Below are 22,973 nucleotides of genomic sequence, written 5' to 3' on the forward strand. Positions count from 1 at the left end.
CTCCGCCGGGGGCCTTCGACTCTCGGTCAAACACTCTGACTCCGCCCTCGCCCAACCTGACCGACCCAGCCGATAGGCTCCATCCCACGATGAGTAGCACGAACACCTTCGCACCCGGCAACGTCGTCGTGGTGCGCGACGAGGACTGGCTGATCACATCAGTCGACGAGTCGTCCGACGGACCCGTCCTCAACGCCCAGGGTCTCTCCGATCTGGTCCGCGGCCAGGACGCCGTCTTCTACCCCTCGCTGGACCGGATCAAGCTCAACGACCCCCGCGACACTCAAGTCCGCGCCGACGACTCACCCAAGTACCGCCGCTCCCGCCTCTGGGTGGAGTCCACCCTCCGCAAGACCGCCGTCCCCCTCAGCGACGACTCGCTCACCGTCTCGCCGCGCATGCTCGCCCGCCAGCTCGGTTACCAGCACAAGGCCGTGGCCAAGGCCCTCGACCCCGCGACACTGCGGCCCCGCATCCTCCTCGCCGACGCCGTCGGCCTCGGCAAGACGCTCGAGATCGGCATGATCCTCTCCGAGCTCATCCGCCGCGGCCGCGGGGAGCGGATCCTCGTCGTCACCCCGCGACACGTCCTGGAGCAGATGCAGCACGAGATGTGGAGCCGCTTCGCCATCCCGTTCGTGCGCCTCGACTCCCAGGGCGTGGCCCGCGTCAAGCAGAAGCTGCCCGCCAACCGCAACCCGTTCTCCTACTTCCGCCGCGTGATCATCTCCATCGACACGCTGAAGCAGGAGCGCTTCGTCCACGACCTGCGCCGCCACCACTGGGACGCCGTCGTCATCGACGAGTCGCACAACGTCACCAACACCGCCACCCTCAACAACCGCCTGGCCAGCATCCTCGCGCCGCAGGCCGACGCCCTCATCCTCGCCTCCGCCACCCCGCACAACGGCTCGCGGGAGTCGTTCGCCGAGCTGGTCCGCCTCCTCGACCCCACCGCAGTCAAGGCCGACGGCGACCTCGACGCCAAGCGCGTCGAGCAACTCACCATCCGACGACACCGACACAGTGCCGAGGTGGCCGAGGAGGTGGGGGCCGACTGGGCCGAGCGTCTGGAGCCCGACAACCGCCTCATCGACGCCTCGCCGCAGGAGGACGCCGTCGTCGACGAGCTGGTCGACACCTGGCTCCGCCCGACGACCACCTCGCCCTTCTCCGGCGCCAACGGCCCCCTGTTCCCGTGGACGCTGGCGAAGGCCTTCCTGTCCTCGCCGGCCGCCCTCCGCGACACCCTCCGCAACCGCATCGAGCGCCTTGACCACACGCCCGCCGCCCACCGCGAGGCCGAGGCCCTGCGCCGCCTGGCCGTCCTCAACGAGGCCACCATGGCCACCTCGTCGAAGTACCAGGCCCTCGTCAGCTACCTCCGCGACGAGGTCCGCGTCGGCCCCACCTCGCCCATGCGGGCCGTCGTCTTCTCCGAGCGCGTCGCCACCCTCCACTGGCTCCAGACGAAGCTCCAGAAGGACCTCGGCCTCAAAGCCGACCAGGTCGAGGTCCTCCACGGCGGCCTGGCCGACGACCAGCAGCAGGCCATCGTCGAGAGCTTCAAGCAGACCAGCTCGCCCATCCGCGTCCTGGTCACCGGCGACGTCGCCTCCGAGGGCGTCAACCTCCACAAGCAGTGCCACCACCTCATCCACTACGACATCCCGTGGAGCCTCATCCGCATCGAGCAGCGCAACGGCCGCATCGACCGCTACGGCCAGAAGCAGCCCCCGCAGATCACCACCCTCCTGCTCAACACCTCAAATGAGCGCTTCTCCGGCGACATCCGCGTCCTCACCGCCCTCGTCGCCCGCGAGCACGAGGCCCACCGCGCCCTCGGCGACGCCGCCAGCCTCATGGGCCGCTACAGCGTCACCGCCGAGGAGGAGGCCATCCGCCAGGTGCTCGCCGGCTCCAAGAGCTTCGACGACGTGGTTGCCGGCCCCGAGGACATCGCCACCAGCGTCGACGACTGGCTGGCCCAGTACCTCGACGACGACGCCGACGATCAGCCCGAGCCCGCCGTCGTCGGCGATCACCTCCTCTACGCCAAGCCGGTCGACTTCCTCCGCGACGCGCTCCACGAGTACTACCCCTCACCCGAGGACAGGCCCCTCCCGCGGGACCTCGGCGGCGTCGCATGGCGCGAACACCAGGCCGAGCACATCGTCGAGTTCGTCCCGCCCGCCGATCTGCGCCAGCGCTTCGAGGTGCTCCCGCAGAGCTACCTCGCCGACCGCAACGTCCTCGAGCGCCTTCAGCTCGTCACCGACCCCAACGCCGCGAGCACCATCCTCGACGCTGCCCTCACCGACGCCAGCGCCTCCTCCTGGCCCCAGGCCCACTACCTCGGCCCACTCCACCCCGTGCTCGACTGGGCCGCCGACCGCGCCCTGGCCCGGCTGGCTCGCGGCGAGATCTTCGCCGTCCGCGGCGACGTCGACGTGCCCACCGTCCTGCTCAACGGCACCCTCATCAACCGCCGCGGCCAGGTGGTGGCCTCGTCGTGGCTGTCCGCCCAGTTCCACGGCGCCACGCCCTTCGTCGAGGTCCACGCGACGGCGGGGGAGATGCTCGCCGACGCCGGCGTCATCGGCGAACGCAGCAACCCCGGCCCCGTCCAGCTACCTGACATGGATCTCGTCCGGCCCGCCGTCGAGCGCGCCGAGGACACCCTGCGCTTCCAGTTCCAGGCCGCCGCGGACGCCGCGAAGGCGCGGGTCGACGAGTGGGTGGCCCGCGCGGAGGAGTGGCAGTCCGAGGCCGAGGCTCTCATCCAGCGCGACCAGGTGCGCCGCCGCCGCGCCCTCGTCGACGCGCAGGAGCGGCTGAGCCGCGACATGACCCCCGACCGCCAGCTGGTGCGCCCCCTGCTGGCGGTCCTCCCCGCCGACACCCCGGAGGCCACCCATGGCTGACAGCGACGCCCTCCTCGTCGTCGAGGACTGGATCAGCGAGCACTTCTTCACCACCGACGCCCGCAAGGAGTCCTACCTGGCCCGCGTCCTGGACCGGGTCAAGCAGTGGCGCGACGCCGAGCACCCCACCACCAAGCCGCGGTTCACCGCCGAGCGCTCCAAGCTGGCCACCTCGATGGCCGCCCTCTACGCCGACGAGGACCCGGACCCCGACGCCGCCGCGGCCCTCCACGCCGACCTCCGCCGCATCCTCGGCTACGAGCCCGGCCCCTACGAGACCACCGTCAACGGGCCCGTGCGGCTGCTCCGCTCACCCGGCCTCGAACCCACCCTCGCGATCGTGGAGGCCAAGCCCGCCGCCACCCTCGACGAGCTGTTCGCCCGCCACGTCGACACCCTGGCCGAGCCGTACGTCGTCGACGACGAGGACCCGATCACCTCTGCCACCAAGCTCGTCTCCACCCTGTTCCTCGACCACGAGGAGACCAAGTTCGCGCTCATCATGGCCGGCCGCTGGCTGGTGGTGGCCGAGGCCTCCCGCTGGCCCGAGGGCCGCTACCTGGCCGTCGACCTCCACACCGTCGCCGAGCGCGGCGACACCAAGCAGGGCGGCGAGATCGACCGCGCCCTGGTGGCCGTCGACGCCGAGTCGCTGGCCCCCGACGCCGACGGCAACATCTGGTGGGACGCGACGCTGGAGGCGTCCGTCGCCCACACCGTCGGAGTCTCCGCCGACCTGCGCGAGGGCGTGCGGGAGTCCATCGAGCTCATCGCCAACGAGGTGGTGGACCGACGGCGCGCCCAGGGCCTCGACCCGCTTCCGCAGAGCCAGGCGCAGCCGCTGGCGCTGCAGTCGCTGCGGTTCCTCTACCGGATCCTGTTCCTCCTCTACGCCGAGGCGTCGCCGGAGCTGAAGATCCTGCCCGTCGGAGACCCCGACTACGCCCGCGGCTACTCCCTGGACCGGCTCCGGGAGCTGGTGCAGGTGGAGCTCGCCTCCCCGCGCGCCCGCTCCGGCACCCACCTGTACGAGTCGCTGGCACTGCTCTTCCGCCTCGTCGACCGCGGCCATTCGCTGGTTGAGGAGCTCGACGGCGGAGCCGGCGAGCGTCTCGAAACCTATGAAACGCAACCTGCCGCAGAGACCGAAGACGGCAACTATCTCCCCAACAACCTGGACCGCCTGGTCGAACGAGGACTAGAGTTCCAACCCCTCCGCGCAGACCTCTTCTCACCCCAGGCCACCGCCCTCATCGACGAAGTACGCCTCGGCAACCACGCCCTCCAGGAAGTCCTCCGCCGGCTCCTGCTCAGCAAGGAGCGCTCCGGCAAGGAGCGCGGCTTCATCAGCTACGTCGAGCTCGGCATCAACCAGCTGGGCGCCGTCTACGAGGGCCTGATGAGCTACACCGGCTCGTTCGCCGACGTCGACCTCTACGAGGTGGCCCGCGACGGCAACCCGGAGAAGGGCTCCTGGGTGGTGCCCGTGGAGCACGCCGACCACCTTGAAGAGAAGGACTTCGTCAAAGACACCGACCCCGTCACCGGACAGAAGAGCCGCCGCCGCTACACCCGCGGCCAGTTCGTCTTCCGGCTCTCCGGACGCCAGCGACAGCGCTCCGCCTCGTACTACACCCCCGAGGTGCTGACGAAGTTCACCGTCTCCGAGGCGCTCGCCGAACTGCTGGACCAGGACGGCCGCACCACCACCGCCGAGGAGATCCTGGGCCTCAGCGTCTGCGAGCCCGCACTCGGCTCCGGCGCGTTCGCCATCGAGGCCGTTCGGCAGCTGGCCGAGCAGTATCTCAAGCGCCGGCAGGAGGAGCTGGGGGAGCGGATCGACCCCGACGTCTACCCGGCCGAGCTACAGAAGGTGAAGGCCTACCTGGCCCTACACAACGTCTACGGCGTAGACCTCAACGCCACAGCCGTCGAGTTCGCCGAGATCACGCTGTGGCTGGACACCATGGCCGAGGGGCTGCAAGCCCCGTGGTTCGGGCTCCGGCTGCGCCGCGGCAACTCGCTGGTGGGGGCGTCGCGCTCCTTCTACACGCGCGATCAGGTCAACGACAAGCGCTGGCTCACCTCCCCGCCCACCGCGGAGCCGCTCACCGACATCGCTGCGCGCATCGAGCAGGACCGTCCCGAGCTCAGCGGCTCCGGCGGCCGCATCCATCACTGGCTGCTGCCCGCCGCGGGCTGGGGTGCGACGTCCGAGTCCAAGGAGGCCAAGGAGCTCGTCCCCGACCGCGTGGCCAAGGTCAAGGCGTGGCGCAAGGCGATCAAGGGCAAGCCGACAAAGAAGCAGCTCGACCAGCTGGTGGCGATCTCGCACCAGGCCGAGGAGCTGTGGGCGATGGCCTACCGCCGCCTCAAGGTCGCCGAGGAGCAAACGGCCCGTCACATCAAGCTGTGGGGTGACCCCCTTCCGCTGGCTGAGGTGCCGCGAAGCGGCCTCGAAGCCTCAGGAACCCTCGGCTCTCCGTTGGCTGAGGTGCCGCGGAGCGGCCTCGAAGCCTCAAAGACTCGCACCCCCAACGTCACCCGCGAACAGATCGAAGCCTCCCTCGCCGACGACGACGGCGCCTACCGCCGACTCCGCCGCATCATGGACGCCTGGACCGCGCTGTGGTTCTGGCCGCTGACCGGCGACGAGGTGGCCCCTCCCACGCTCGACCAGTGGATCGTCGCCGCACAGGGCATCCTCGGCGCCCACCAGCCCAACCGCGGAAAGAAGGCCAGCGCAGCAGACCAGCCTCTCGCCCCAGCCGACGCCTGGCAGGCGTTGGCCGACCAGGAAGACTTCACGCTTCACACGTCGAACGCCAAGCGCGTCTACGTGGTGCTCGAAGAACACCCGTGGCTGCGCGTCTGCGAAGACGTGGCGCGCGAGCAGGGCTTCTTCCACTGGCAGCTCGACTTCGCGACGGTCCTTGGTCGCGGGGGCTTCGACCTCCAGGTCGGCAACCCTCCGTGGGTCCGGCCTCGAGGCGACGTCGAGTCTCTCCTGGCGGAGGGCGACCCGTGGTGGCAGTTGGCGTGGAAACCGTCCGTTGCGGAGAAGAAGGCGCGCCGCGAGCAGACGCTCCAGCAGCCCAGGGTCGAGCAAGGCGTGGTCGAGGGCGACGCGGAAATCGTGGCCCTAGCCGAGTTCATCGGGGACGTCACGACCTATCCGGTGCTGGCAGGTCTACAGCCTGACTTGTACCGCTGCTTCATGTCCCGGACCTGGCTGAACTCGTCCGCTCGCGGGACGACCGGCCTCATTCACCCGGAGACCCACTTCACAGACGAGAAGGCTGGCGTGCTTCGCGAGGCAACCTACGCGCGCCTCCGCCGCCACTGGCAGTTCGTCAACGAACTGCAACTCTTCGACGAAGTCCACCACCTGGTCAACTACGGCGTACACGTCTATGGCCCTATCGGACAGGCAGTCTTCCTTCACGCGGCCGGGCTCTACCATCCCGAGACAGTTGCTCGTTCGGCTCAGCATGATGGCTCGGGTCCCGAACCGGGCTTCAAGCACGAGGGTGGCTGGGATCGTCGCCCTCACCGATCACGCATCCAAAGGGTCAATCGGGAGACACTGCAAGTGTGGCGCGATGTCCTGGAGTCTCCGACCACGCCGGTCGAGCGCTCACGGATGCTCTACACGGTGAATAGCTCCTCGGCTACGGTTCTTGCTCGTCTGGCGAAGGCCAGGAGAGTCGGGGAGCTCGGCTTGAGTTTCTCACGAGGCTGGGATGAGTCGATCGACCGACAGAAAGGCCGCTTCGTCCAGGAGTGGGGGCCGGCGTCCTGGGACGACGCGATCCTCCAAGGTCCCCACCTTCACGTCGCGAACCCTTTCTACAAGTCGCCGAACCCCACGATGCTCCACAACCTGGACTGGTCGTCGGTGGACTTGGAGACGCTCGAGCCCGACGCTCAACCGGTCACGGCCTACAAGCCGGCCGGCGAGCGAGCGGTCTACGACTCCGCCTACGGCACCTGGGACGGCGTCCCTGTCCGCGACCACTACCGCGTAGCGTGGCGAAAGATGGCCGCGAACAGTGGGGAGCGAACGCTCATCTCAGCCGTGGTCCCTCCGGGTGTGGCTCACGTTGACGGCGTCTTCTCGGCTGCTGGTCCTGGCGATCAGGACACTGTCCTCCTAGCTGTCGTGATGTCGTCGTTGCTGGCCGACTTCACGATTAGGGCTGCTCCCAAGGCAAATATCCGGTCCGCGCAGATCGATCAGTTGCCGCTGCCCCCAGCGGATCATCCGCTGCTCCCGCGTGCTCGGCTGAGGGTCCTTCGCCTGAACTGTCTGACCTCGGCCTACGCGAAGCTGTGGGCGACCAACTGGGATCCAGCGTTCGCCGCCGACGAATGGCTGCTCGACAAGGCCTCCCCTGAGGCGCCCGAATTGGGCGACGTCGGACCTGAGTGGACGCCCGACACCCCGCTGCGGCGCGACCTCGACCGTCGCAACGCCCTAGTGGAGATCGACGCCCTCATGGCTACGATGCTCGGCGTCACTGCGGATGAACTCTCGACGATCTACCGCACCCAGTTCGCGGTCCTACACGGCTACGACCAGAACGACTATGTCTACGACGCCAACGGCCGCCTCGTCCCCACCCAGGTCCGCCAGGTGTGGCGCAAGAAGGGCGACAAGCTCACCCAGGAGGAGCGCACCGCCACCCGCCCCGCTGGCACGGTCTACACCTACGAACTCCCGTTCGCCCCCCGCGACCGCGAGGTAGATCTCCACGGGGCAAAGAGTGGTTTGGGGCGGTATGTGCAACTTCTCACTGTGCCTCCCTCGATGCGTGGATAGTTGTGCTCCGCCGGCAGCCTATGTTTTGGCACTTCCGGCCTTCGCCAGATTGGCGGCGCTTATGGAGACATGACGTGAGTGGGCCCTGCGACGTGACCAGCACGGGAATGACATCGCTCTAGTGGCTTTGTTCACCCCTGAGTCAAGGCAGGCTGTCCCTCGGTCGGGGAGGTGTTCGTGGCCGCCGAGCAGGGAGTCCACGGATCCTTTGCGCCTAGCGAGTAGCGACGGGCCCGCCGCCTTTGGATCTGGAGTAAGGCGCCCCTCCCGCGTGAGCGAAGTCGGAAGAATGGTAGGGTTCAACGATGCAGATTCTTTCAGTCCTAATGCCGGGTTTCCGTGAGCTGCGCGCGCCCCTTGTCTCCGGTGTTCTTTGGACACTGATGCTCTGCGTCGTTCTGTTCGAGCGGCGTCAGGACGTGTATGCACTCGCCGCCGCAGCCGAGGCCCTGCTGCCCTTCTCGCCGACGTATTCCGACGCAGTTTTGTTGGGGGTTCTTGCAATCCTTATCTACATTATGGGAACGCTCGCGATGACCGCGTCTAGAGGCGCCATTTGGCTCGTTTTCACAGTCGTGCGCATAGCCGTGCACCGGGGGCGGCTAATGGCACGCGCTCCACGCAACGGATACTGCTTCTATCGGTCCTTCCGTATACGTAGCCGATTTCATCCCATCCCCCGCGAATCGATCGAGTACGCTAGAGCGACGGTAGTTCGCACTCTTCCTGGCCCGATCGCAGAGAGGTTTCCGCTACCGGCGGTTCTATGGGACTCCGCCGCCTCGGAACAGCAGCTTGCTACGAGTCACCCTGAGCAGTTTCAGCGTATTGATCGGTCGAGGGCTGAGTCTGATTTCAAAATCGCAGTCGCCGGTCCCATGCTTGCCTGTTCTTCATTTCTGCAATTCCAACTGGGACTGAATGTGTTCAGTGTGGCACTAGGTGGAGCGGCATTGCTGCTATTGGTCCTTGCCCTGGATGACACTCGCACAGCGAACCGTGTGCTCTGGACCGCGGTATATCTGGGATACGCGAGCCCTCCCATTCTAAGCTCAGCGGCTGCCAAGCTGGACCCAGAGGAGGACTTGCACGACTTTGATATCCGTAATTGGCTCGATGGGCATCTCCGTGACTCCGGTGTTAGTTGGCAGATTAGGCAGGATTACATTGCGCAAGCTTGGTGAACACGTCACTCGCGGCGCAATATCCACCTCATAATCTCGTTCCCTCAGCTTTCCCTCGATCACTTTCGATCCGCTTTCCTTCACCGTCCTATACCCTGAGTGGTCGATGGTGTCAGGTGAAAGTCTGTTATGCCGCCAAGGCGCGAAGTGCCGGATTCCTATGATTGGCAGCAGGATGTTTGACTGAAGCGGGCGCGGAAGTACTGCGGCCCGATCTCGATGACAAGCCTCCCCGAAGCGCCGTGCGTCTGTCAAAGTGCGCCCCGTGGCGGGAACTCCGGGCTGAGTCGTCGTCTCACGCTTGCATGTCCGACTGGTTCCTGGGGCGATCAGGCGTTGAACCGGTAGAAGCGTTCGTGACGGTATCCAACCCTTTCCAATACGTAGTCACGGCCGTCTGGCACAAGAGATGTTCGATAGGTTGGTGTGCGGACGGGGTCAACCGTCGCCCCCGCGCAGGAGGAAGACGTTGTGAGTGAGTTGCTGCCCGGGCGTCACTCCATGCGGCTGCGGGCAGGCCTCATTGACTACCTCACCACCACCTTCGCCCTCGTCGATTCGGATGCGCAGGGAGCTCTCCGCGAACTGTTGGCGGATGAAGCGGAAGGGATGTTCAAGGGCCCTTACCTGCGGACAGGGATGCCGTTCAGCGCAGCCCCGCGCCGAGCCGTCGCTCCGCTTGACTGGATGCCCTCCGGTTTCGACCCGTACGCCCATCAGGCAGCAGCATTTCGGCGGCTCTCCAGCCTGAACGGCCGTCCCCAACCGACGCTGGTCACCACCGGCACCGGTTCGGGTAAGACAGAGGCCTTCCTCTACCCGATCCTCGACCACTGCCTCCGCGCCCGTCGGCAGGGAGTCGGTGGCATGAAGGCCCTCATCCTCTATCCGATGAACGCCCTGGCCAACGACCAGGCGCAGCGCCTTGCCCGCCTGGTCACCGAGCGCGACGCGGATGGCCACCAGCCCCTCGGCTCGATCACGGCTGCCCTCTACACGGGTGAGGCAGCCGTCTCTGCCGCTGGAAAGCGCTCGGGTCCCGCCACCAAGGTCACGGAGAACGGGCTCATCACCGACCGGGCGATCATCCGTGACGACCCGCCGGACATCCTGCTGACCAACTACAAGATGCTCGACCAACTTCTGCTGCGTTCCGCCGACCAGAGGCTGTGGGAGAAGTCGGCCGAGTCGCTGACCTACCTGGTGCTCGACGAGTTCCACACCTACGACGGGGCGCAGGGCACCGATGTCGCCATGCTGTTGCGCCGGCTTGGGTTGGCGCTGAAGTCGTACTGGCCGGAGCGGGGAGGCACTGGCGACACCCACAGTGCCGAGGAGTGGGGTCGGCCGCTGGGACGGATCACGCCTGTGGGGACGTCCGCAACCCTGGGGCCGCGGGAGGATGCCGTCTCTGAGGATCGGGACATCACGAAGTTCGCCACGCGAGTGTTCGGCGAGAAGGTCGATGAGGGCAGTGTGGTGGGCGAGCAGCGCTTGGCTCCGGATGACTGGTCCCTGGCCGTTTCTCAGGCTCCGAGGCTCGCTGGCGCTCGCACCTCAGCCAGCGGAGAAGGCGGGGGAGTGGAGGTCACGGAGCAGGTGGCTGCCGACGTCGTCGGGCAGATCGACGACGACACCGAGCCTGCCGAGCTGTGCCGGATCGTGCTGTCCGCTCTGCACGAGGATCCGGACACCGCCGATCTCAATGCACTCGCGAAGTCCAGCGCGTTCATCCGCGACTTCCTCGCCGCCACCGCGCAGGCCACCGACGTCACCGAGCTGGCGCGACTCGTCCGCGGCACCCCTGAGACGCTGGACGTTCGCCGTCGGTTCGTCATCGCCGTCCACGGGGCGCTCGGACACCTGCGGGCCCGCGGCAAGGACGGCGGGCCCGACCGGACCATGCCGTCCACCGAGGCCCACATGTGGGTGCGGGAACTCAGCCGAATCGACCGCTACGCCGACTCGGCCGCCCGCTTCCGCTGGGCCGACGACGGCCCACCTGTCGCCAGTGAGGACGCCACCCAGGGCGGGGGCATCGCGTTCCCGGCCATCCACTGCCGGTTCTGCGGCCGTTCCGGCTGGGGCGTCGAGCTCGGCCCCGTCGGTGACACGCTCGCAGCCAACGACGAGAACATCCGACGCCACCACGTCACCCGAGAGGGCCGGTTCCGGCCGCTGCTCAACGCCTCCGCCGAGGTCGATTCCGACGCCGCACCCGAGACCGGGCTGGCCTGGTTCGACCCCCGCGATCGCCGGATCACCACCACACCCACCGACGTCGACCCCACCGCCGTCCGCGAGGGCCGCGTGCTGCGCGTCGTCACCCACACCGGCGAGGACGCCGACGACGACTCCGCCAAGGACACCTGCCCCAGTTGCGGGCAGACCGACGCCATCCGCTTCACCGGCAGCGCCATTGCCACCCTGATGTCGGTGACGCTGTCCAACATGTTCGGCCAGGCCACCCTCGATGAGGCCGAGAAGAAGTCGCTGGTCTTCGTCGACTCCGTCCAGGACGCCGCCCACCGCGCCGGCTTCGTCTCCTCCCGCTCCCACACCCTCACCCTGCGCTCCGTGCTGCGCGCCGCCGGCGACGCGCCGCGATCGCTGCCCGCTCTGGTGGAGCACGCCGTCGACCAGGCCAAAGACGACAAGTTCAAGCGCTACCGGCTGCTCGCACCCAACCTCACCGCCCGCGAGGAGGAGTTCAAGCCCTTCTGGGAGCGGGACAACCCGCCCGCCAAGCTCACCGCCATCGCCAAGGAACGCCTGCTGTTCTCGGCCACGCTCGAGTTCGGCCTCACCAGCAGCTTCGGCCGCACCCTGGAGCGCACCGGCACCATGAGCGCCCACGTCGCCATCGACGAAGCCGACCTGCTGCGCTCCGCCATGAAGGCACTCGACTCGCTCGACCCCGGGCTGTTCCCCCACGACGTGGAGGACCGGATGCTCACCGCCTGGGCCCGCGGTGCCGTCGAACGCATCCGCACGCAGGGCGGCATCTGGCACCCGTGGCTGGAGCGGTACGTCACCGAGGACGGCAACCGCTGGCACCTGTGGAGCCGCAAGGGCCGCGCCAAGTACATGCCGCCCTTCCCTCCCGGCCGCTCCACGCCCGCCTTCCCGCGGGTGGGCGGCGCGAAGATCGATGCGAACAAGGCGCTGCTCGACCCCGTCACCGGCACCCGCGCCTGGTACGCCCAGTGGGCCCGTCGCTGCCTGAGCGTCGACGGCGCCGCCGGGGGAGTGCTCGCCCGCACCCTGCTGGACCAGCTGGCCAAGGACCAGCTGCTCCACGCCGTCGAGACCCGCAGCGGCGCCACCGTCTACGCCATCGAGCCGGAGCGCGTCGTCGTCGCGCCCACCGAGGATTCGGATGTGGACGCCGGCCGCCACACCTTGCGCTGCACCACCTGCCACGGCGAGTTCCCCGTCAGCCTCGCCACCGGCGCAGAACTCGACGGCGGCCCCTGCCTCCACGCCACCTGCGCCGGCACCCTCGCCGGGCACACCGGCGACGCGGACAACTACTACCGACGCCTCTACCGCTCCTCCGAGGTGCGGCGCGTTGTCGCGCGCGAACACACCAGCCTGCTCGACACAGCGAAGCGCCTCGAGTACGAGAACGCCTTCAAGTCCAGCGCCGACGACCCCACCGCGCCCAACGTGCTGGTGGCCACCCCGACGCTGGAGATGGGTATCGACATCGGCGACCTCTCCTCGGTGATGCTCGCCTCCCTGCCCCGGACCGTCAGCAACTATGTGCAGCGCGTCGGCCGCGCCGGCCGCCTCACCGGCAACGCGCTGGACCTGGCCTTCGTCCAGGGCCGCGGCGAGTTCCTGCCCCGCCTCGGCGACCCGCTCTCCCTCATCAACGGCGCCGTCACCCCGCCCGCCACATACCTCAGCGCCGAGGAGATCCTCCGCCGCCAGTACATCGCCCACCTCGCCGACAGCCTCGCACGCGACCCCGACGCCATCCACCCCCGCACCACCGGCACCGCGCTCGCGCAGCCCACCGGCGGGAAGAACACCTTCCTCGACCAGCTCGTCGAGGCCTCCCGGCAACCCGGCGCGGTCGACCGCTTCCTCGCCGCGTTCGCCGTCGACGGCGACCTCACCGCCACCCTCCGCCGCGACGCCGCCGAGGCCCTTCGCGAGTGGGCCACCCCCGGGCCCGACGGCTCCAGCGGGCTGGTGGTCACCATCGGCCGCGCCGCCCAGCGCTGGCACGCCGAGCAGCAGGACCTCAAGGACCGCCTCGAGCAGCTGGTCGCCGAAATGCCCGACCTCGAGGCCCGCGAGCAGGACAGCGACGACGACGCTCGTGCGCTCAAGGAGGCCCGCGCCGAGCAGCGCATGCTGGAGGCCCAGATCGGCGCCGCCTACGGCGACTTCTGGATCTCCGCGCTGGAGCGGATCGGGCTGCTGCCCAACTACTCGCTGGTCGACGACTCCGTCCAGCTCGACGTCACCATGAGCTGGATCGACTCCGACACCGGCGAATACCACTCCGAGGCCGCCGACTACTCCCGCGCCAGCGCCAACGCCCTGCGCGACTTCGCGCCCGGCGCGTCGTTCTACGTCGGCGGCCACCAGATCGACATCGACGCCGTCGAGGTGGGCCACGACGGCTCCGCCATCCGCACCGTGCGGCTCTGCCCCCACTGCGGCTACAGCCACGACGGCGACGACACCCCCACCACCTGCCCCCGCTGCGGAAAGTCGGGCATCAACGACGTCGGCCAGCGCTTCGAGACCATCGAGCTCACCCGCGTCTCCGCGTTCGTCCGGCGCGACGAGTCCCGCATCGACGACTCCAACGACGAGCGCGTTCGCGCCGGCTTCTCCATCGTCACCGCCGCCGACGTCGACCCGCAGACCGTGCAGGACCGCTGGTACACCACCGGCGGGCTGGGCGTGGCGTACCTCAAGGGCATGGATGTGCGCTGGTACAACCTCGGCCCCCGCCGCCACACCGCCGGCGAGATCACCATCGCCGGCAACCGGCTCGCCGGGCCGCGGTTCCGGATCTGCGAGGCCTGCGGCCACCTCGACCGCACCGGCCTGGCCAACAAACGCGACGAGCACCGGCCCTGGTGCAAGCACCGCCACAGCCACGAGGAGCACACCCGCTCCGTGCTGCTCACCCGCAAGCTCACCACCGAGGGCGTCGTGCTCACCCTGCCGCAGGGCATCGCGTTCGGCGACGACGTGTTCGCCGTCCCCAGCCTCACCGCCGCCGTGCTCCTCGGGCTGCGCGAGAACTACGGCGGCGCGCCCGACCACCTCGACGTCGCCTTCATCAAGGACCCGCTGCTCGACAACCGCGACGCCCTCCTCCTGCACGACCTCGTCCCCGGCGGCACCGGATACCTGGCCGAGCTGGCCGATCCGCGCGAGCTGTGGCAGGTGCTGACCGGCGCGCTGGAGCGGGTCAAGGACTGCGCCTGCGCCGACGAGGGGCGCCTGTCCTGTCACCGCTGCCTGCTGCCATTCGCCGCTCCGTACAACCGCGAGGTCACCTCCCGGGTCGCCGCCGAGCGGCACCTGCGGACGCTGCTGGGCATCGACGGCGGGCAGCCGCCGCTCGTGCCGTCGTGGAAGGTCACGGCGGCACCGCCGGCGCCGGACCCGACGGGGGAGTCGTGGCTGGAGGAGCGGTTCCGGGCCGCGTTCCTGAGGCTGGCGGCCAAGCTCGGCGGCATCGTCAAGCAGACCCCGAGCATCTCCGGCAGCAACATCATCACCGTCTCCCTCGGCAGCCGCACCTTCCGGCTCCGCCCGCAGGTGCACGTCGCCAACTCCAAGCCCGACTTCGTGCTCTCCAGCGAGGGCCTGCCCGACGTCGCGATCTTCACCGACGGCTGGCAGTTCCACGCCTCCCCGAAGTGCAACAACATCGCCGACGACGCCGCCAAGCGCCGCATCCTCCGCCAGGGCGGCACCCTCGTCCTGGCGATCACGGCGCAGGACCTGGCACTCAACGAGGCGGGCGAAGCGGTGGCGCCGCCGTCATGGTTCAAGGCGCCACTGGCCCAGCGGCTGAACGCCGAGCCGACGATGCAGCACACCGCCGCCGCGCGGGAGGCACTCCTGGGCGGGCCGCTGGCGTTCCTGGCCGGGTGGATGCAGCAGCCCGACCCGGACAACCTGCAGCGCTTCGCCCGGGCTGCGGCGTTCTCGGTGTTCGCCTCCGGCGCCGCTCCTGCGGACGGGCCGGTGGACGACCTCGCGGTCGGCCTGCTGTCCGGATCGGGCGGGCAGACCCGGGTCTGGCGGCACGGGAGCCTCGTCGTCGCGGTGAGCGTCCCGGCCCCCGGCTCGGTGCGGCTGGCCGCCGTGCTCGACGACACCGTCGACCTCAACATCCCCGAGGCCAAGGAGGCCTGGCGCGAGTGGCTGCGGCTGGCCAACGTCCTGGCGCTGCTGCCGGCGTCGATCGCCGCGTTCGAGGCCCGCTCGGCCGCGGCCGTCCCGGCGGCTCCGGTGGTGGACATCGTGCACGGTGGCGTCGACGTCGGCGCCGAGTGGCAGCCCATCGTCGAGGAGCTCGCGGGGGAGTCGGCCGAGGTGCTGGACCTCATCGCCGCGCTCAGCGAGGCCGGGGTGGCCGCGCCCGACGGCGAGGTGGGCTACGAACTCGACGGCGTGCCGTTCGAGCTGGTGTGGACGAGCGAGAGGATCGCGGTGCAGCTCGACCCCACCGCGGGCGTCGAGGTGGACGGGTGGCGCATCCTCGCGCCCGACGCGGCCGCGATCGCGGCGGCATGGAAGGAACAGAGCAGTGCCTGAGAGCGTCATCATCTACCCGAAGCAGGACAAGCTGCTCGACTCGTCGATCAAGCAGAAGGCCTACAGCTTCCTCGAGAAGCTCGCCCAGGATGACAGCGCGCCCGGCCTGCACATTGAGCCGGTCAACAACGCCGCCGACGCCCGCGCCCGCACCGGGCGGGTGGACCAGCAGTACCGGGCGCTGCTGTTCAAGCTCACCACGCCCACCTCGACCGCCTACGTGGTGCACGGCATCTACAACCACGACGACGCCTACACGATGGCCGCCAAGGTCAAACTGACGATCAACCCCATCAACGGGCTGCCGGAGTACAGCGAGGCGGCGGCGCCGGAGCCGGTCCTGACGTGGGCGGAGCCGGCTGGAGTTGAGCCTCTGCCGGCAGCGCCCCAACCGCTGATCGCGTTCAGCGCCGCCGACCTCACCGTCTCCCTCGGCATCCCGCCGGCAACAGCGGAGCAGGCCGTCGCGCTGACGAGCAAGGACGCGATGCAGGCGTTCGCGCAGACGCTGCCGGAATGGCAGGGGCTCGCGCTGCTGCTGCTGGCCGACGGGGAGTCGATCTCGCAGATCCAGCAGGAGCTGGAGATCATGAACCGTCCGATGAGCCACGAGGAGGCCGCCACCCGGTTCGTCGAGCCGGAGCCGGTCAGCGACCAGGAGCTCCTCGACAGCTTCGACCACCCCACCGCCCAGATGGGGTTCGCCAAGCTCGCCGGCGCCGACGAGCTCCGCCGGGTCATCACCGGCGGCGACTTCTCCGCCTGGCGCGTGTTCCTCCACCCGCAGCAGCGCACCTGGGTGCGGGGCGACTGGAAGGGCCCCTACCGGATCTCCGGCGGCGCAGGGACCGGCAAGACGGTCGTCGTGCTCCACCGGGCGCGGCGGCTGGCCGTCGAGGACCCGGGCGCGCCCATCGTCGTCACGACGTTCACCACCAACCTGGCCGCCGAGCTGTCGCGGAGTCTCGAGCGCCTCGACCCAGACCTCCGTTTCGCCGACGCCCTCGGCGCGCCCGGGCTGCACGTCAAGGGAATCGATGCGCTCGCCCGGGCCGTGGTGCAGTCGGCGGGCGCGGACGTGAGCGAGGCCGTCGCGACCGTGCTGGGGGTGGGGCGGACCGACATCTCCGGCCGGACGGATGCGGAGCCCGCGTGGCGCCAGGCCATGCTGCGCGCCGGTGAGGACCTCGACGAGAAGCTGCGCAAGCCCGCGTTCCTGGCCGCGGAGTACGAGATGGTGATCCTGCCGCACCGCATCACGCAGCTCGCGGACTACCTGAAGGTGGCGCGGCCGGGCCGCGGGGTGCGGCTGTCGCGGGCGGGGCGCAAGGCGGTGTGGGCCGTCGTCGAGGCCTACCGCGGAGCCGCCCGCGAGGCCGGCACGCTCGACTTCGCCGAGGCCGCCTCCATCGCCGCCGCCCACCTCGAGGCGACGGGGCAGCGGACCGCCCGGCATGTGCTGGTCGACGAGGGGCAGGACTTCAAGCCCTGCCACTGGCAGCTGGTCCGGGCGCTGGCGGCCGAGGCGTCCAACGACATCTTCATCGCCGAGGACGCCCACCAGCGGATCTACGGGCAGAAGCTGATGCTCTCGGCGTACGGGATCCGGACGCAGGGCCGGTCGCGGGGGTTGAAGCTCAACTACCGCACCACGGCGCAAAACCTGGCGTGGGCCGTCGGGGTGCTGACCGGGCAGGAGGTCGTCGACTCCGACGGCGAGGCCGAGACCATGGCCGGCTACCTGTCGGCGCGGACGGGCCCGAAGCCGGAGGTGCGGTCGTTCCCGACGCTGACGGCGGAGCTGGACTTCGCCGCGGACCTGGTCGGCTCCTGGGTGTCTGGTGGTGAGGTGGCGGCGGAGACGGTCGCGGTGCTGGTCCGCGACCGGGTGACCCGCGACCGCGTCGTCGCCGGGCTGGGGGAGCGGGGCGTCGAGGTCCGAGCCCTGGAGGCGGGGACGGTGAAGCCCGGCTACCCGGTGGCGCTGACGATGCACCGGGCCAAGGGCACGGAGTTCGCGCGGGTGCTGCTGTTCGGGCTGAACAAGGACTCGATGCCCATGGGGCTGAAGGCCTACGACTACGACGACGAGGAGCTCAGCGAGGCTCAGCTGCGGGAACGGTCGCTGCTGTACGTGGCGGCGTCGCGGGCCCGCGACGAGTTGGTGGTGACGTACAGCGGCACGCCGTCGTCGCTGCTGCCGAGCTCGACGGGCACAGTGGCGGCTGGCGGGACTGAGGAGTAGCGGAATCATGATGCGGCTGAACATGGCGGTGTCGCGCGAGGTGCGCGCCGAGCTGGAGCGCCAGGAACTGAAGCCCAAGGCGATCACCTTCTGGTTGAACTGCAGCGACGGCAAGGCAAGAACCCTCTGCGCCGGGAATTCTGTCTGGACGATGGCCGACTTTGAGGATGTCTGCGATGGCCTAGGCGTAGACGTCTCGGAGATGCTGTCTCGCTGCGCGGCTCGTCTCCAAGACCCTTGAGGCGGCGGTCGGGTTCTCCGCCGCCTATTGCGACTCGAGCCACTAGGGGTAACGAGGAAAAGCCTCGTGGAGCTGCCACAGCAGAGAATCGGATGTTGCCGTGAAACTGATAGCTGGTGGTGCGATTCTTTGGATGTCAGCGTCGACCCCACGATCGCGAACGGTGACGGAGTGACGCCGCGCAGCACACCGAGCGATTCGGCTAAGACAGTGTCGCCTCCACTCTGCGAGGCGGCACCTGGTGAGAATGCCCTGGACCTCGCCGCTGCCGCGTTGGGTCACGGGCAGCCCCGACGAGACGGTCGGCGGAGCCGTGGGCCAGGCTGGGTGAGGCTCCTCTGAATGACAGAATTCTGCGCGGCACAGGGGCTCGAACAGGAATTCCCGTGACCATGCACCCCAGACCATTCGGAACGGCACTGCGGATAACGATAGTGAGCTGCGTCCAATGGACCTCCCGCCGCAATCGAAGCCAGACCCTCCTGCTAGGTTTCGTGCTATGACTAGTAACTTTGGGGGAAATCAGTCCGGACCGTACGGGGTCCCTTACCGGGTGCCGGGTCCACCGCCACCGCCACCGCCACCGCCGCCGGCAAAGGGTCTGGCGATCGCGGCCTTGGTGGTCGGCGTCGTCGCTTTCTTGCTGGGCTGGGTACCCGTCGTCGGACTGCTCGCCGGTGCGGGGGCGATCGTGCTTGGAGTGCTAGCGCTGAAGCGCGTGCAGTCGAAGCCCATGGCGATCACCGGGATGGTTCTCGGCGGGCTCGCTGCCCTGACGTCACTGATCATCACCGCCGCGCTGATCGTCGCGCCGAGCGAAGTTTCTGATGGCTTCGAGGAAGGAGTGGCTGCCGCGACTGTTGCCCCGAAGGAGACACCGGTCACGACGGTCGAGGAGGTCGCGCCAGAGCTTGCCCTAGTGCCCGATGTGGTCGGTATGCCTGTGTCGGAGGCGATCGTCGCGTTGCAGGATGTGGGGTTCACCGTTAACAACGGAGGCGCAGGGGCGAGCGACGTAGTTTCCGCGACCGATCCCGCGGTCGGTGCAGAGGTGGAGGTGGGTTCGGCGATAGTGCTGGTTGCTGAGCCTCCGCTGGTGGAGGTGCCCAACGTAGTAGGTATGGCCGTCGGCGAAGCTGAGAGTGCTCTGAGCGAGACGGGGCTGACAATAGACCCGGGTGGCTCGCCTGACGAGTACGTCATCTCGCAGCAGACGCCAGCCGCTGGCGAGGAAGCCGATGAGGGTGGCGTGGTCACCGTCAGCGCGGCGCCTCGACCGGTAAACAAAGGAGAGTACGCGTCTCTCAGTGAGCGGGAATTTGGACTAATCGGCAAGGATCCTGACGCGCATACTGGTGAGCGGGTCGTCCTCTACAGCCACATCTTCCAGTTCGACTCCTTCACCGGTAAGTGCGGGTTCATGGCGAACTCAGCGAACACGGAACAGGAGTACTCATTCGAATACGACCAGAACACCGCGGCGTTCGCCGGCGATGGCAACACGAATTGCCCAATCCTGGATGACATCATCGAAGGTGATGTCGTGAAGATGTGGGCCACCGTGTCCGGATCATACGAGTACGAGACGCAGATCGGCGGCAGCACGACCTCTCTGCTAATCCAGGTCGACGCAATCGAGTTCGTGTCCAACGGAGAATAGATCCTGGTCGCTGTGCTGAGCGGCCTACCTGAGGGTCAACGCTGGATCGGCGGGCGTGGGGGACCGAAGCTCGCCGAGGCCTTCGGCGCGCCCGGCCGCTACGTCAAGGGCGTCGATGCCCCGAGACCGCGTCGTCGCCGGGCTGGGGGAGCGGGGCGTCGAGGTCCGAGCCCTGGAGGCGGGGACGGTGAAGCCCGGCTACCCGGTGGCGCTGACCATGCACCGGGCGAAGGGCACGGAGTTCGCGCGGGTGCTGCTGTTCGGGCTGAACAAGGACTCGATGCCCATGGGGCTGAAGGCCTACGACTATGACGACGAGGAACTCAGCGAGGCGCAGCTGCGGGAACGGTCGCTGCTGTACGTGGCGGCGTCGCGGGCGCGGGACGAGTTGGTGGTGACGTACAGCGGCGCGCCGTCGTCACTGCTGCCCGCCTCCGCCTGAGCGGTTGTCGCGGACGCGAGGAGCTTGGTGCTGGGCCGCGGGTCGAGTTCGGATCCGATGGTCGGGTGGTTGGTTGTCGTTGACCTCGATGTCATACTGGTACAAGAAGTAGTACCAATGGAGAGAAGGGTGGCCATGGCTGTCACCGCAAGTGAAGCTCGCAAGAACCTGTTCCCGCTGATCGAGCAGGTCAATGAAGACCGCACGCCGGTCGAGATCACATCCCGGCGGGGTGACGCAGTGCTCATGTCCCGAGCTGACTACGACGCGCTCACGGAGACCGCTCACCTCCTGCGGGTGCCCGCCAACGCACGACACCTGCTCGAAAGCCTCGCCCAGGCACATGCGGGGCAGCGCGACAAGCACGACCTCATTTGATGAGGCTGGTCTTCACGCCGAACGGGTGGTCGGACTACACGTACTGGTTGGCAGCCGACCGGCAGACACTCACACGGATCAACCGCCTCATCGACGACGCGATGCGCGACCCTGTCAGCGGAATAGGTAAGCCCGAACCACTGCGACACATGCTGGCCGGTGCGTGGTCCCGACGGATCGCCGAGGAGCACCGCCTGGTGTACCTGGTCGACGGCGACGACCTGATCATCCTGCAGGCACACTTCCACTACAGCTGACCAACTCATCTGCCAATGTGCGAGCATGCAATCTGTCTGATTCATGCCGTGCTAATTGACTGATTCAGATCCTGCTTCTTGTATGGTTCATGCATGGAGTATGCGCGCCGGATTCTTGATGACGAGTTGGATGAGCTGTTCGGGCAGGTTCCGGCGATCGCGGTTGACGGGCCCAAAGGGGTGGGGAAGACCACGACCGCTGAGCAGCGGGTTGCCGGAGTGGTGCGGTTGGACTCGAGGGCTATTCGTGAGTCGATCGCCGCGGAGCCGGAGCAGGTGTTGGGGCGTGGGCGTTCGCTGTTGATTGACGAGTGGCAGAAGGTCCCCGAGGTGTGGGACGTCGTGCGCCGTGCGGTGGATGCTGATCCGACGGGCGGGCAGTTCCTGCTGGTCGGCAGCGCCTCCCCGGCGCCGGGCGCCACGGCGCATTCCGGGGCTGGTCGGATCGGCCGTTTGCGGATGCGTCCGATGACCTTGTCCGAGCGGGGAGTGACGCAGCCCACGGTCAGCTTGCGGGGTCTGCTGGGTGGAGATCGCGGGCCGCTGGCCGGGTCGTGCCCGCTGACTTTGAGCGACTACGTGGAGGAGATCGTCGCGTCGGGTTTCCCGGCGATGCGACCATTGGTGGGGCGGTCGCGGCGGTTCCAGCTCGACTCCTACCTGCACAACGCGGTTGATCGTGACGTCCCGGAACAGGGGCTGGCGGTGCGGAAGCCTGAGGCGATGTTGGCGTGGTTGCGTGCCTACGCTGCGGCGACGGCGACCACTGCGAGCTATGCGCAGATCCTGGATGCCGCCACGCCGGGGCAGGGCGATAAGCCGGCCCGCTCCACGTCGATCGCCTACCGTGACGTGTTGTCCAGTTTGTGGCTGCTGGACCCGGTGCCGGCGTGGGCGCCGACCGGGAGTCTGTTGACCCGGCTGGGGCAGACGCCCAAGCATCATCTTGCAGACCCGGCGCTGGCCGCGCGTCTCCTAGGCCTCAGCCGTGACGCTCTGCTTGATGGCGTTGGCACGTCGGTGGGTCCGCAGTCAGGCAGCGTTCTGGGTCACCTGTTCGAGTCGTTGGTGACCTTGTGCGTCCGGGTCCCGGCGCAGGCAGCGGAAGCCGCTGTCGGTCACCTGCGTACCCGCAACGGCGACCACGAAGTCGATCTGGTCGTCGTCCGCGACGACGGCCGAGCCCTGGCGGTCGAGGTCAAACTGGCCAACACCGTCACCGACCAGGACACCAAGCACCTCCACTGGCTGGCCGACCGCATGGGCGACAAGCTGCTAGACGCAGTCGTGATCAACACCGGGCCAAACGCCTACCGGCGTCCCGACGGCATCGCTGTGGTCCCCCTCGGACTCCTCGCACCGTGACTGGACATCCGACTCTGCCGCGCTGGGGACAGTGCTGCCAGCGAGTCCGTGGGTCCGGGAAGCAGGCTGAGCTGCGCCGTCTGGAGCGTTGTTTGACGGCCGAAGCCGCTCGCGGGCGGTGTTGAATTCGGTGATGAACTCGCCCCTTGTGTTCCCTAGAGGGAAGGCGATGCCGCTGTCGTGGAGGAGGGTGAGCCCGGCGGCCCGAATCGGGCCTTGCAGAAGGGGGTACAGGTCCTTCTTGACCACTATGACCCCGTCAGGGTTCAGCTCAGAGGCGCGCTGCACGCAGTCGTTGACATACTCTGCACGCCTCCTGCGGAGGTGCGCCTGACTGGCGTTCACAGGATGGGGCACAAGATCGATCAGGTAGAAGCCGTCCTGGTGAAGGCGTTCGAGCCACGGGCGCTTCCCTCGCTGGGCCAGGTCGTGGCTGGTGACCCCGTACATCGCCGCCACTACTCCGCGAAAGAGATTGTCGGGGCCGAGTCGTTCCGAGTAGAAGAATCGCCGCTTGCTTGGATCGCCACCATCGTCAGGGGCGGACTCGGCGATGAGTAGAAGGCTCACATGGCTCGGTCTCCAGACTTCACGAAGCTGCGAGTACCACGGGTTTTCGGTCACAGCGTCACGCTACCCCGGGTCAGACGTGGGGAT

At 68.3% G+C, this 22,973-nt stretch carries 12 protein-coding genes; 11 read left to right on the forward strand and 1 reads right to left on the reverse strand.

Going from position 1 to position 22,973, the window contains the following annotated elements; all coding sequences use genetic code 11:
• Positions 1 to 89: 89 nt before the first annotated feature.
• The 11 genes from ACZK39_RS03185 to ACZK39_RS03235 all read left to right on the forward strand — a co-directional run bounded on the left by ACZK39_RS03185 (position 90) and on the right by ACZK39_RS03235 (position 22,316).
• Positions 90 to 2,924: a helicase-related protein gene (locus ACZK39_RS03185; RefSeq protein ID WP_463612487.1), complete on the forward strand. Its 2,835-nt coding sequence runs from the start codon at positions 90 to 92 to the stop codon at positions 2,922 to 2,924.
• The gene (locus tag ACZK39_RS03190) at positions 2,917 to 7,746 is read left to right on the forward strand and encodes a class I SAM-dependent DNA methyltransferase (RefSeq protein ID WP_463612488.1); all 4,830 of its coding nucleotides are present in this window, start codon (positions 2,917 to 2,919) and stop codon (positions 7,744 to 7,746) included. The genes ACZK39_RS03185 and ACZK39_RS03190 overlap by 8 nt, the downstream gene beginning before the upstream one ends.
• A 305-nt stretch (positions 7,747 to 8,051) precedes the next feature.
• On the forward strand, positions 8,052 to 8,930 hold the full coding sequence (locus tag ACZK39_RS03195) for a hypothetical protein (RefSeq protein ID WP_463612489.1): 879 nt from the start codon (positions 8,052 to 8,054) through the stop codon (positions 8,928 to 8,930).
• A gap of 471 nt (positions 8,931 to 9,401) precedes the next feature.
• A complete protein-coding gene (locus ACZK39_RS03200; RefSeq protein ID WP_463612490.1) occupies positions 9,402 to 15,728 on the forward strand; it encodes a DEAD/DEAH box helicase in 6,327 nt (2,108 codons plus the stop codon).
• Positions 15,721 to 17,973: a UvrD-helicase domain-containing protein gene (locus tag ACZK39_RS03205; RefSeq protein WP_463612491.1), complete on the forward strand. Its 2,253-nt coding sequence runs from the start codon at positions 15,721 to 15,723 to the stop codon at positions 17,971 to 17,973. The genes ACZK39_RS03200 and ACZK39_RS03205 overlap by 8 nt, the downstream gene beginning before the upstream one ends.
• Positions 17,974 to 17,980: 7 nt before the next feature.
• A complete protein-coding gene (locus ACZK39_RS03210; protein ID WP_463612492.1) occupies positions 17,981 to 18,214 on the forward strand; it encodes a hypothetical protein in 234 nt (77 codons plus the stop codon).
• Positions 18,215 to 18,833: 619 nt separating this feature from the next.
• Entirely contained in the window at positions 18,834 to 19,874 is a 1,041-nt protein-coding gene (locus ACZK39_RS03215) for a PASTA domain-containing protein (protein WP_463612493.1), read from the forward strand.
• 115 nt (positions 19,875 to 19,989) lie between these two features.
• Entirely contained in the window at positions 19,990 to 20,316 is a 327-nt protein-coding gene (locus ACZK39_RS03220; RefSeq protein ID WP_463612494.1) for a 3'-5' exonuclease, read from the forward strand.
• Positions 20,317 to 20,451: 135 nt separating this feature from the next.
• Positions 20,452 to 20,694 carry a type II toxin-antitoxin system Phd/YefM family antitoxin gene (locus ACZK39_RS03225; protein WP_463612495.1) on the forward strand — a complete coding sequence of 81 codons (243 nt, stop codon included), beginning with the start codon at positions 20,452 to 20,454 and terminating at the stop codon, positions 20,692 to 20,694.
• Entirely contained in the window at positions 20,694 to 20,951 is a 258-nt protein-coding gene (locus ACZK39_RS03230; protein ID WP_463612496.1) for a Txe/YoeB family addiction module toxin, read from the forward strand. The genes ACZK39_RS03225 and ACZK39_RS03230 overlap by 1 nt, the downstream gene beginning before the upstream one ends.
• Positions 20,952 to 21,044: 93 nt before the next feature.
• The gene (locus ACZK39_RS03235) at positions 21,045 to 22,316 is read left to right on the forward strand and encodes an ATP-binding protein (protein ID WP_463612497.1); all 1,272 of its coding nucleotides are present in this window, start codon (positions 21,045 to 21,047) and stop codon (positions 22,314 to 22,316) included.
• Here ACZK39_RS03235 and ACZK39_RS03240 read toward each other — a convergent pair.
• Positions 22,227 to 22,940, reverse strand: a complete 714-nt coding sequence (locus ACZK39_RS03240; RefSeq protein ID WP_463612498.1) for a hypothetical protein — start codon at positions 22,938 to 22,940, stop codon at positions 22,227 to 22,229. The genes ACZK39_RS03235 and ACZK39_RS03240 overlap by 90 nt on opposite strands.
• Between the last annotated feature and the right edge of the window lie 33 nt (positions 22,941 to 22,973).

Source organism: Tessaracoccus luoxuelianae, assembly GCF_055326245.1.

Bases quoted from the DNA above. Each gene is read 5' to 3' on its own strand.
- ACZK39_RS03185 (WP_463612487.1), top strand. From the start codon at position 90: ATGAGTAGCACGAACACCTTCGCACCCGGCAACGTCGTCGTGGTGCGC.
- ACZK39_RS03190 (WP_463612488.1), top strand. From the start codon at position 2,917: ATGGCTGACAGCGACGCCCTCCTCGTCGTCGAGGACTGGATCAGCGAG.
- ACZK39_RS03195 (WP_463612489.1), top strand. From the start codon at position 8,052: ATGCAGATTCTTTCAGTCCTAATGCCGGGTTTCCGTGAGCTGCGCGCG.
- ACZK39_RS03210 (WP_463612492.1), top strand. From the start codon at position 17,981: ATGATGCGGCTGAACATGGCGGTGTCGCGCGAGGTGCGCGCCGAGCTG.
- ACZK39_RS03220 (WP_463612494.1), top strand. From the start codon at position 19,990: ATGCCCCGAGACCGCGTCGTCGCCGGGCTGGGGGAGCGGGGCGTCGAG.
- ACZK39_RS03225 (WP_463612495.1), top strand. From the start codon at position 20,452: ATGGCTGTCACCGCAAGTGAAGCTCGCAAGAACCTGTTCCCGCTGATC.
- ACZK39_RS03230 (WP_463612496.1), top strand. From the start codon at position 20,694: ATGAGGCTGGTCTTCACGCCGAACGGGTGGTCGGACTACACGTACTGG.
- ACZK39_RS03235 (WP_463612497.1), top strand. From the start codon at position 21,045: ATGGAGTATGCGCGCCGGATTCTTGATGACGAGTTGGATGAGCTGTTC.